This is a genomic window from Streptomyces sp. NPDC054783 (assembly GCF_053611725.1).
On sequence record NZ_JBSHAY010000077.1, the window covers coordinates 1 to 10,396 of the forward strand.

Annotated in this window: 10 protein-coding genes; 6 read left to right on the forward strand and 4 right to left on the reverse strand. The window is 69.9% G+C overall.

Annotated features, from left to right (window positions below; genetic code table 11):
• Positions 1–365 (forward strand): ABC transporter permease (locus tag ACWGJ5_RS45995; RefSeq protein WP_453315552.1); only part of this gene is annotated, 365 nt, incomplete at its 5' end.
• Positions 366–783: 418 nt separating this feature from the next.
• Entirely contained in the window at positions 784–1,455 is a 672-nt protein-coding gene (locus ACWGJ5_RS46000) for an LmbU family transcriptional regulator (RefSeq protein ID WP_453315561.1), read from the forward strand.
• A gap of 45 nt (positions 1,456–1,500) precedes the next feature.
• Here ACWGJ5_RS46000 and ACWGJ5_RS46005 read toward each other — a convergent pair whose 3' ends face one another.
• On the reverse strand, positions 1,501–2,145 hold the full coding sequence (locus ACWGJ5_RS46005) for an FMN-binding negative transcriptional regulator (protein WP_453315553.1): 645 nt from the start codon (positions 2,143–2,145) through the stop codon (positions 1,501–1,503).
• 299 nt (positions 2,146–2,444) lie between these two features.
• Here ACWGJ5_RS46005 and ACWGJ5_RS46010 point away from each other — a divergent pair, with 299 nt between their 5' ends.
• Entirely contained in the window at positions 2,445–3,791 is a 1,347-nt protein-coding gene (locus ACWGJ5_RS46010) for a lysine N(6)-hydroxylase/L-ornithine N(5)-oxygenase family protein (protein WP_453315554.1), read from the forward strand.
• A gap of 88 nt (positions 3,792–3,879) precedes the next feature.
• Here ACWGJ5_RS46010 and ACWGJ5_RS46015 read toward each other — a convergent pair whose 3' ends face one another.
• The gene (locus ACWGJ5_RS46015; RefSeq protein ID WP_453315555.1) at positions 3,880–4,116 is read right to left on the reverse strand and encodes an MbtH family protein; all 237 of its coding nucleotides are present in this window, start codon (positions 4,114–4,116) and stop codon (positions 3,880–3,882) included.
• 413 nt (positions 4,117–4,529) lie between these two features.
• Between ACWGJ5_RS46015 and argB the strand changes: the two genes are divergently transcribed.
• Together argB and ACWGJ5_RS46025 are read left to right on the forward strand one after the other, a co-directional pair.
• Positions 4,530–5,438 (forward strand): acetylglutamate kinase, encoded by a 909-nt coding sequence (argB, locus tag ACWGJ5_RS46020; protein WP_453315556.1) that lies wholly within the window; start codon positions 4,530–4,532, stop codon positions 5,436–5,438.
• A gap of 94 nt (positions 5,439–5,532) precedes the next feature.
• Positions 5,533–6,075 carry a hypothetical protein gene (locus ACWGJ5_RS46025; protein WP_453315557.1) on the forward strand — a complete coding sequence of 181 codons (543 nt, stop codon included), beginning with the start codon at positions 5,533–5,535 and terminating at the stop codon, positions 6,073–6,075.
• Between the two features lie 135 nt (positions 6,076–6,210).
• On the opposite strand, the gene ACWGJ5_RS46030 is transcribed toward ACWGJ5_RS46025, so the two are convergent.
• Positions 6,211–6,672: a nuclear transport factor 2 family protein gene (locus tag ACWGJ5_RS46030; protein ID WP_453315558.1), complete on the reverse strand. Its 462-nt coding sequence runs from the start codon at positions 6,670–6,672 to the stop codon at positions 6,211–6,213.
• A 286-nt stretch (positions 6,673–6,958) separates the two neighbouring features.
• Between ACWGJ5_RS46030 and ACWGJ5_RS46035 the strand changes: the two genes are divergently transcribed.
• Entirely contained in the window at positions 6,959–9,205 is a 2,247-nt protein-coding gene (locus ACWGJ5_RS46035; protein WP_453315559.1) for an MMPL family transporter, read from the forward strand.
• A 169-nt stretch (positions 9,206–9,374) separates the two neighbouring features.
• Here the strand turns inward: ACWGJ5_RS46035 and ddaH are convergent, their stop codons facing one another.
• Positions 9,375–10,220 (reverse strand): dimethylargininase, encoded by an 846-nt coding sequence (gene ddaH / locus ACWGJ5_RS46040; protein WP_453315560.1) that lies wholly within the window; start codon positions 10,218–10,220, stop codon positions 9,375–9,377.
• Positions 10,221–10,396 lie beyond the last annotated feature (176 nt).

Consider the following 10,396-nt stretch of genomic DNA (forward strand, 5'->3'; position numbering starts at 1 on the left):
ACGCCACCGCCCTTGACTGGCTCGCCGCCTTCGGACTCATCGCCCTGTTCGCCCTGGCACTGACCTGGATCGCGGTCGGGATGGGCCTGATCAGCTCCAACGCCGAGGCCGCCAGCAACAACGCCATGCCCCTGATCCTGCTCCCCCTGCTCTCCAGCGCCTTCGTCCCCCTGCACTCCATGCCCGGCTGGTTCCAGCCCATCGCCCACTACCAGCCCTTCACCCCCACCATCGAAACCCTGCGCGGCCTCCTCCTGGGCACCCACATCGGCAACAACTGGTGGATCGCCCTCGCCTGGAGCCTCGCCCTCACCGCCCTCGGCTACCGCTGGTCCACCTCCAAGTTCAACCAGGACTCCAAGTAACCACCACGACAACGCGGACAAGCCACCCCGCCCCACGCCCAAGGCGGCGTACCCCGGCACCACACCGGAGTACGCCGCCCTTACGCGTCAGCAGCCCCCGCCGCTGCCTGAAACCGCCGTCGCAAGTCGCCCTCGTACCGTGTCCCGTCGGCGGGACACCCCCGCGCCATGCCGCGGAGACGTTCGACGCGCAACCGTTCGAGCACCGCTCCGGCCCTGCTCCGGCCCAGCTCCACCCCGCCCTGCGAGGCTTCTCGCCGGTTATGTGGACCCTTTTCATGGAGGCATGATGACGCGTCAGGCCGGTCAGTCCGCGGGGTCGCATGGCGGCCCGGCAACCACTCTCCCGCCGACCCCGTCGCGGCAGTCGCGCACTGCGGGGGCCACGCCGCGCCGGGGCCAGGTGCTGACGACCAGGGTGGGCCTCCAGATGCCGGCCAAGATGGCCTACGACGAGTGGGAGCGGGCCGGGCGCCAGCTCGCCGACGTCCTCGACTCGTCCTCCTGGTGGCTGGGCGACTGGCTCGTGTACGGCAAGGACCACTACACCGACCGGTACCAGCGCGGGATACGCGCCGCCGGCCTCTCGTACCAGACCCTGCGCAACTACGCGTGGGTCTCCAGACGCTTCGACCTCACTCGGCGCCGGCCCGCCCTGAGCTTCCAGCACCACGCCGAGCTGGCCTCCATGCCGGTCGAGGAACAGGAAATCTGGCTCGACCGTGCCGAGCAGCGGCAGTGGACCACCAAGCAGCTGCGCAGCGCCGTCCGCGCCGCGCGCCAGAGCGAGCAGCAGCCGCGTACCTCCGCCGAGCCGAGCCGCCGCCTGGAGGTCCCCGGGAGCCGTTTCCAGTGCTGGCACAGGGCCGCGGAGCAGCTGGGCGTCGACTTCGAGCAGTGGGTGATGACCACGCTCGACAGCGCGGCCGCGAGCGCCCTGGAGGACCTCGGCACGCTGGCGGAGCGCGCGGAGTTCCCCGAGCTCAAGCGCGTCAAGGGCCTGACCGCGCCGGCCGCGGGCGTCCCCGCGGAGAGCGCGCGGCCGGGGGTGCTCGCCGAGCGGACCCGCCCGGTGGCCATCAGCGCCTGAGGCCCCGGCACCGAGGCCTCCGGCACGTCACGGCAGCCGGCTCAGTCACGGCAGCCGGCTCATCAGCCCGGCGACGTCGCGCTTGTACGTGCACCCGCTCTGCCCGAACGACTCCCGCACCCGCTCGCGCACCTCGCCCGGCTGCTCCTGGCTGAGCTTGAACATGCCCTCGGCCCCGGTCACCGTGAACCGGAAGGCCCCCACGGCGGGCACGATCTCGCGGAAGTAGCCGAGCGACTCGGTCATGTCCCAGCCGTTGCCGAACGCCCCTTCGTAGGCGCGCACGGTGGACTGCACCACGCCCAGCGTCTCCTCGATCGAGGAGATCTTCTCCACCACGCCCCGGACATGCACCGCGGTGAAGTTCCAGGTCGGGGCGGCCGGAGTCTTCTCGTACACCGTGGGCGACACATAGGAGTGCGGACCGGTGAACGTCAGCAGCAGGACACTGCCCGTCTCCAGCGCAGCCCAGTGCGGATTCGCCCGGTTCATGTGCCCGAGCAGCGTGGCCCCCGGCAGCTCGCCGGACCAGTCGCCGGACTTCTCGGGGTCGAAGATGACCGGCAGGTGCGTGGCGAACGGACCGTCCTCGGGGCTGCCATTGGTCACCGCAAGCGCCAATGGGTTACCGCGGATCAGGTCCGCCATCCACGCACTGTCCGGTTCGCGATAAAAGCTGGGCACGAACATCCGGATTCACCTTTCGGCAATGGGCTCGGGGCATGGCTCTGGCTCAGGGGCAGGATTGATGCATTACTCCGGACATACGCCATAGGCCGCGCCACGCGGAAATCTTGAGAATCCGCGCCGACCCTACCGCCCGTCCCGTCGACGGGACAACGCCCTTCGACCGGCGAGCACCTGATGAAGCCGTCGAACAGTCTTCGTGCCGCCCTCGAGTTGCCTTTTAGACACTCTCCGGAGAACACTGCAAGACGGTCTCTCGAGCCACCGGTCGAGTTTTCCAGACGCAAGCGGGAGAATTTTCTATGGACATAACGGGTAGGCCCAGCCAAGGGATCTACGACGTGGTCGGTATCGGGTTCGGCCCGTCCAACATGTCGCTCGCGATCGCCCTGGAGGAACACGAAGCGAGCTCTCCGCAGCATCCGATCAAGTCGCATTTCTTCGAGCGACAGCCCACGTTCGGCTGGCACCGGAACATGCTGCTGCCGTCGACGACCATGCAGATCTCGTTCCTCAAGGACCTCGTGACCTTCAGGAATCCGACGTCCCGGTACGGCTTCATCTCGTTTCTGCACGCCTCGGACCGTCTGGTGCAGTTCGTGAACAACCAGGACTTCTTCCCGACCCGGCAGGAGTTCCACCAGTACCTGGAGTGGGCGGCCGCCGACCTGAGCGACCGGGTCACCTACGGCGCCGAGGTCACCTCGATCCGGCCCCGCACCGGGGCCGGCGCCGAGACGCCGGACCTCCTCGAGATCGAGGTGCGCGGCAGCGACGGCACCACCAGCGTCGTCACCGCACGCAACGTGGCCATCTCGACGGGCCTGGTGCCGCGTCTGCCCGAGGGTATGACGGCCGGCGAACGGGTGTGGCACAGCTCGGAGTTCCTGAGCAGGTTCAACGCACAGGACCCGGGCGGCCTCAAGAGCGTGGCGGTGGTCGGCGCCGGCCAGAGCGCGGCCGAGATCACCCGGTTCCTCTACGACTCGCTGCCGCACGCCGAGGTCTCCGCGATCATGCCGTCCTACGGCTACTCCATCGCCGACGACACCCCCTTCGCCAACCAGGTGTTCGACCCGAGCGCGGTCGACGAGTACTACTTCGGCACCGAGCGGGCCCGGGACTCGTTCTGGCGCTATCACCGCAACACCAACTACTCGGTGGTCGACGCGGACGTCATCCGGGCCCTGTACCAGCGCTCGTACGACGAGCAGGTGCGCGGCAGCCAGCGGCTGCACTTCCGCAACCTCACCCGGGTCGCCGAGGTCGAGCAGACCAGTGACGCGACGCGGGTCGTCCTGCACTCGCAGCTCGACGACCGGACGACGGAACTGGCCGTCGACGCGATCGTGTTCGCCACCGGCTACGACGGCGTGGACCCGGCCCGCCTGCTCGGCGACTTCGACCAGAACTTCCTGCGCGACAAGGCGGGCAGGCACCAGGTGACGCGCGACTACCGCCTCGTCGCCGCATCCGGGCTGACCTGTGGCGTCTATCTCCAGGGCGGCACCGAGCACACCCACGGCCTGACGTCCGCCCTGCTGTCGAACATCGCGATACGCAGCGGCGAGATCGCCGATTCGATCGTGCTGCGGCGCACCGAGCAGGAGCTGGGCAGCAGCGTGGAGGTCGCGCGCTCGGCCGCCTGAGGCGGCGCGGCATGGGGGTGGGCCCCGGTGCTGTCACTGCAGCACCGGGGCCCACCCCCATGGCAGTACCGGGCGGCGCCCGGTCACCTCACGCGGCGTCGGCGGCGGCCGTGCCTGCGTCCATCGCGTCCCGCAGGCTCTGCGGCCGCAGGTCGGTCCAGTGTTCCTCCACGTACGCGAGGCACTTGTCGCGGCTCTCCTCGCCGAACACGATGCGCCAGCCGGCGGGAACCTCGGAGAACGAGGGCCACAGCGAGTGCTGCTGCTCGTCGTTCACCAGAACGTAGAACCGGCCGTCGGCGTCGTCGAACGGGTTGCTGCTCATGATTCCACTCCAATTCAAGCCGTCCATGATTCACTTTCGAGTGGAAAGTGAATCATCCATCACTGGGATGGAGTTGGCGAGACCGCCGAGCCCGATCATGGCACCTTTCGGGAATCCCGTGGAGGCTTGCGGGAACCATTGCCCTTGATATCCGTCACGGAGTTGACGGGAATCGATGTTCCATTGGCCCGTGTCCGCGCGCGATGATTGCCGCGCAACCGCAGCTCGGGCCGACAGGTATTCACCTTCCCAAAACCCCGTATCACGGCCAAGTGTTTTCGTGCCGTACTCAAGCGCATGTCCATCGGTCGTCGGGGCCCGGCCTCGGGGCCGGGGTCCTCCACAGAAGGAGTCGTGCCTATGAGCGCCCACTGCCCGGTCGGCGGCCCAGCCCCCCGGCGTGCGAGGTCCTCATGACCGTCAGCGTGCACCCGGCCCTGGCCAAGGCCCGGTCCATCGGCGACGCCCTGCCATGGCTGGCCCGCCACCAGGGCCGGACGGTCGTCCTCAAGCTGGGCGGACACGCCATGGTCGCCGAGGACCTCACGGCGGCCTTCGCCCGCGACGTCGTCTTCCTGCGCTACGCCGGGCTGCGGCCCGTGGTGGTGCACGGAGGAGGCCCCCAGATCGATGCCGAGCTCGCACGGCGTGGCCTGGAGCGCGAGTTCCGAGCCGGGCTAAGAGTCACCTCGCCGCCCGCGATGGACGTGGTGCGGATGGTCCTCGCCGGCCAGGTGCAGCGCGAACTGGTCGGGCTGATCAACCGCTTCGGCCCGCTCGCCGTCGGCATGACCGGCGAGGACGCGGACACCCTCACCGCGGTGCGGCACGTGCCGTGGATCGACGGGGAGCCGGTGGACGTCGGCAGGGTCGGCGAGATCGCCGGCGTGGACACCGGTGCCCTGGACAGCCTGCTGGCGGACGGCCGGATCCCGGTGGTCTCGCCGCTCGCCCGCAGCGTCGAGGACGGCCTGGTCTACAACGTCAACGCCGACACCGTGGCGGCGGCGCTCGCGACCGCGCTGCGCGCCGAGGCGCTCGTCATGCTGACGGACGTCGCGGGCCTGTACGCGGGCTGGCCGGACAGTGACGAGGTCATCCAGCGGCTGACGGCCGGCGAACTGGAGAAGCTCCTGCCGGAGCTGAGCGACGGCATGGTCCCGAAGATGACCGGCTGCCTGCACGCCGTACGAAGCGGCGTGGGAGCGGCCCGGGTGATCGACGGACGGATCCCGCACTCGGTACTTCTTCAGATGTTCACCGACGACGGGGCCGGCACGGTGATCGTGCCGGACCCGGACGAGGCGGAGACCCTGCGGTGAACGAGCAGCGGCGACAGCAAGGCCGAACCATCGGCCCGGCCCGGCTCACCGGCTGCCGGACGACGACACTCGAGCGAAGGCGGGGGCAGTGCCCGTGACACACACACCCTGGGCTCCTCCCTCGGCCCACGACCGACTCCACGCCGTACCGCCGTCCGGTCCGGAACCCGAGACCGACCGAGCCACCGGGTACGGGAGCGGCGGTGAGCCCTCCTCCGGTGCGTCCGGCGGCTCGCCCGGGCGCACGGTGACCCCGCGTGCGTCCCGCCTGAGCGTCCTGCCGACGTACGAGGAACCCGGGCCGGACCGACCGGCCGGCCATCCCGAGTCCGGCCGTCCCGAGTTCGGTCCGGCCCCCCGGAACGATCCGCCCGATGCCCTCATCCGCCTGCGGTTCGCCGACGCGATCGCGCTCGGACGCGCCGGCGCCGCCTTCGGCGCCGGATCGGGGCCGGGCCTCGGCGACGCGTGGAGCGACCCGGCGACGCTCACCCTCCAGATCTCCGCCGATGCCGGCATCGAGACCCTCCGGGCCGTGCTCGCGGTCCTCGACGCGGCAGCGGTCACGGCCGAGTCGCTCACCGTCCACACACACGAACTCGACGACGTCCTCGCGGCGTTCACCAGCCTGCCCTGATCTCCGGTCGGGACCGTCGCCGGCCCCGCGGGCCGCGCACGAGTGCGTAGGCCACCGCCGCCCCGATGTCCCGGAACACCGGTCGGGGGCGGCCGCTCGAAGCCGCGTCCACGACAGCGAGCAGGCAGTGCGCGATCAGGCCAGGTCGTCGCGGGTCACCCGGCGATGCGCGGCGCGCCACTCGCCGCGGGTGCGGACCAGGACGTCCTCCATGACGTACGCGCACAGGACCTTGGAACCGCCACCGCTCGGCGTGAGGTACACCAGGGCCGAGCAGCGGGTCTGCAGCGACCCGTCCGCCCGGGGGTGTACGTCGAGCTTGCCGACCCAGTGGTCGAGGCGGCTGCCGGCCCGCCGCTGCCGTGCCGCGCCGGCGCGCACGTAGCGGGCGAGCCCGTCGCGCGCACGCACCGGCTCGGGCAGGGAAGGAAGTTCCAGGACGGCGTCCTCGGTGAAGGTGCCCGACCAGCTGTCGGTGTCGTGCGCGTCCAGGATCTGCATCTGGTGCGCGTAGAACTGCTGTACCTGCGCGTACAGGGCGGCGAACTTCCGGCTCTGCAGCGTGCGTTCGGCGGTGCCCACCAGCTCGACGGTCATGATCTCAGCCTCCGCCTCCGTCGGTGCCCTTGGGGTGGTGGTGAGGGTTGCCGGCCCAGGGGCACTCCAAGCAATCCGAACTCGGTGCGGACAGTCTTTGAGGCTCAGCTCGAGCTTCTTTCAAATACTCCTCAAGCGCTCCCGAGGACGCTGGACACGGGGTCATCCCCAACGACAACCCGACGACGTCCTCCCCACTTTCACCTCCCTGGACGTGACCGGCGACCGGTCCCGGCAGCATCACCCATCCCCTCACAATCCGCGTAAGAGCAGGAGTCTCTACGACATGGCCACCTTCCTCTCATCAGTGGGCCGCTTCGCCTTCCGGCGACGCGGCCTGGTGACCCTGCTGTGGCTCGCCGCCCTCATCGGAATAGGCGTCGCTGCCTCCTCCGCGCCCACGCCGCCCGCCGACACGTTCTCCATGCCGGGCACCGAGTCCCAGAAGGCCTTCGATCTGCTCAAGGAGAAGTTCCCGGCGGCGAACGCCGACGGCGCCACCGCCCGCGTGGTGCTGCGCGCCCCGCAGGGTCACAAGCTCGCCGACCCTGGGGAGAAGGCCAAGGTCGAGGACCTGGTCGCCCGGCTCGGCAAGGCACCCGAAGTGGTCGCCGTGTCCGACCCGTTCAAGGCGAACGCCGTCAGCAAGGACGGCACCACCGCCTACGCGATCGCCACCTACAAGGTCGCCGCCACCAAGCTGGACGACAAGGCGCACAACGCCCTCACCGAGGCCCTCGACCAGTCCCGCAAGAGCGGCCTGACCGTCGAGGCCGGCGGTGACGCGGTCAAGCTGGAGGCGAGCTCGGGCGGCGGCGCCGAAGGCATCGGCATCCTGATCTCCGCCCTCGTCCTGATCCTCACGTTCGGCTCGATGATCGCCGCGGGCATGCCCCTGGTGACCGCGCTCATCGGCGTCGCCATCGGCACCTCCGCGATCACCGCACTCGGCTCCACGCTGGGCCTGTCGAGCACCACGACCACGCTGGCGATGATGCTCGGTCTCGCGGTCGGCATCGACTACGCCCTGTTCGTCATCTCCCGCTACCGCGCCGAGCTGTCCGAGGGCCGCGAGCGCCAGGACGCCGCCGCACGCGCCGTCGGCACCGCCGGCACCGCCGTCGTCTTCGCCGGCCTCACCGTGATCATCGCCCTGGCGGGCCTCGCCGTGGTCGACGTGCCGATGCTCACCAAGATGGGCCTCACCGCGGCCGGCACGGTCGCGATCGCGGTCCTCGTGGCCCTCACCTTCGTCCCCGCCCTCCTCGGCTTCGCACCGATCAAGGTCATGCCCCGCGCCGAGCGCAAGCGTTTCTACGGCAAGCCGCTGAGCGCCCGTCAGCAGCGCAAGGCGGACAAGCGGGCGGCGCGCGTGAAGCCGAACCTCGGCACCCGCTGGGCCGCGTTCGTCGTCCGCCGTCCCCTGACCGTCCTGTTCGTCGGTGTCGCGGGTCTCGGCGCCCTCGCCATCCCCGCGGCCAGCATGCAGCTGGGTCTGCCGAGCGAGGGCACGTACGCCAAGGACACCACCCAGCGCAAGGCGTACGACATGCTGTCCGACTCCTTCGGAGCCGGCTTCAACGGCCCGCTGACCGTCACGGTCCAGGGCAAGGACACGGCTGCTGCGGCGGCCCAGGTCGGCAGGCGGCTCGCCAAGGTCGAGAACGTCGCGACGGTGAGCCCCGCGGCCACCAACCCCAAGGGTGACACGGCGATCATCACCGTCGTGCCGAAGACCGGCCCGCAGGACCACGCCACCGAGGAACTGGTCAGGACGATCCGCGGCATGAAGGACGACTTCCGGTCCTCCGACAACGCCACGGTGCTGGTCACCGGCACGACGGCCCTCTACATCGACTTCTCCAAGACCCTCGACGACGCCCTCCTGCCCTACCTGGGTCTGGTCGTCGGCCTCGCCTTCCTCCTGCTGATGCTGGTCTTCCGCTCGGTTCTCGTCCCGCTCAAGGCGGCCCTGGGCTTCCTGCTCTCGGTCGGTGCGGCGCTCGGCGCGGTCGTCGCGGTCTTCCAGTGGGGCTGGCTCGCCAAGGGCCTCGGCATCACCCAGCAGGGCCAGGTCATGAGCACACTGCCGATCTTCATGATCGGTGTGGTCTTCGGTCTCGCGATGGACTACGAGGTCTTCCTCGTCGCCCGGATGCGGGAGGCGTACGTCCACGGGGCGAGCCCCTCCGACGCGGTGGTCACCGGCTTCCGCTACGGCGGACGGGTCGTCACCGCCGCCGCGATCATCATGACCAGCGTCTTCTCCAGCTTCATCCTGGACACGAACGACTTCGTGAAGATGATGGGCTTCAGCCTCGCCGCCGCCGTCCTCTTCGACGCCTTCGTGGTCCGCATGGCCCTGGTCCCGGCCCTGTTCGCCCTGCTCGGCAGGTCCGCCTGGTGGCTGCCGCGCTGGCTGGACCGGCTGCTGCCGAACATGGACGTGGAGGGCGAGAAGCTCAACCGCTTCCCGGCCACCGCCCCGATCCCCGGTCCCCGCCAGGAGCGGGAGCCCCTCTACACGGGCTGACCGTCCGCCCCCCTGACGCCGGTCCGTGATTCCCCCGTCCGGACCGGCCAACGGCCACCGCCGACCCGAGTGCCTCACAGCACCGGGCCGGCGGTGGCCGAGCTCTTCGGTGGTCTCTCTTCGTCGTCTGTCTTCGACGTCTGTCTTCTCGTGGTCCGTCTTGGCCGTCCTACAGGACGAGGGTGCAGCACTTGACGCTGCCGCCCGCCTTGAGCAGCTCGCCCAGCTCCACGCCGATCGGGTGGAAGCCACGGTCCTTCAGCTTCTCGATGAGTCCGGTGGCCGCCTGCGGCAGCAGCACATTGAGCCCGTCGGAGAACGCGTTGAGGCCGAACACCGCCGCGTCCTCGTCCGTGGCCAGGATCGCGTCCGGGAACATCTCCCGCAGCACCGACTGGCTGCCCGGCGTGAACGCCGCCGGGTAGTACATGATCTCGGTCGGCGAGAGCACCGTGAGGGCGGTGTCCAGGTGGTAGAAGTTCGGGTTGACCAGCGTCAGACCGGTCACCGGCAGTCCGAAGAACTCCTGCGCCTCGGCGTGCGAACGCGGATCGGTGCGGAACCCGGCTCCGGCGAGGATCCGCCGCCCCACCCGAAGGTAGTCACCCTCGCCCTCGTTGACGAACTCCGGCCACAGGATCTCGCGATACCCGTTCCGCTCGAACCAGTCCAGATAGGCCGGCCCCTCCGCGGTCCGCTCCCGGTGCCGGAACCGCGCGCCCAGCACCTTGCCGTCGACCACGGTGGCGCCGTTGGCCGCGAACACCATGTCCGGCAGGCCCTCGAGCGGCTCGATCACCTCGACGGTGTGCCCGAGCGACACGTACAGCTCCCGCAGCGACTCCCACTGCCGCAGCGAGGCCGCGGTGTCCGTCGGTTTCTGCGGGTCCATCCACGGATTGATGCTGTACGTCACGTCGAAGTACTGCGGACGGCACATCAGCAGGCGGCGCGGAACCGCCTCCCGTACCGCCCGGACGGCCCATTCCTCGTCGACGACGGCGTTCGAAGGCATTGCGGGTCCTCCTTGTGAGAGTGGAGTGCGTGTGTGAACCCGGCGCTGCAAGGGTGTGCGCGCCGGGTGTCAGGGGGTGTCTCAGCCGATGACGGTCCAGGTGTCGCTGCCGGCGAGGAGGGTGGCGAGGTCGCCTTTGCCCTTTTGTTCGATGGCGGTGTCGAGTTGGTCGGCCA

Bases quoted from the DNA above. Each gene is read 5' to 3' on its own strand.
- ACWGJ5_RS46030 (WP_453315558.1), bottom strand. From the start codon at position 6,672: ATGACCGTCGAGCTGGTGGGCACCGCCGAACGCACGCTGCAGAGCCGG.
- ACWGJ5_RS46015 (WP_453315555.1), bottom strand. From the start codon at position 4,116: ATGAGCAGCAACCCGTTCGACGACGCCGACGGCCGGTTCTACGTTCTG.
- ACWGJ5_RS46005 (WP_453315553.1), bottom strand. From the start codon at position 2,145: ATGTTCGTGCCCAGCTTTTATCGCGAACCGGACAGTGCGTGGATGGCG.
- argB (WP_453315556.1), top strand. From the start codon at position 4,530: ATGACCGTCAGCGTGCACCCGGCCCTGGCCAAGGCCCGGTCCATCGGC.
- ddaH (WP_453315560.1), bottom strand. From the start codon at position 10,220: ATGCCTTCGAACGCCGTCGTCGACGAGGAATGGGCCGTCCGGGCGGTA.
- ACWGJ5_RS46035 (WP_453315559.1), top strand. From the start codon at position 6,959: ATGGCCACCTTCCTCTCATCAGTGGGCCGCTTCGCCTTCCGGCGACGC.
- ACWGJ5_RS46010 (WP_453315554.1), top strand. From the start codon at position 2,445: ATGGACATAACGGGTAGGCCCAGCCAAGGGATCTACGACGTGGTCGGT.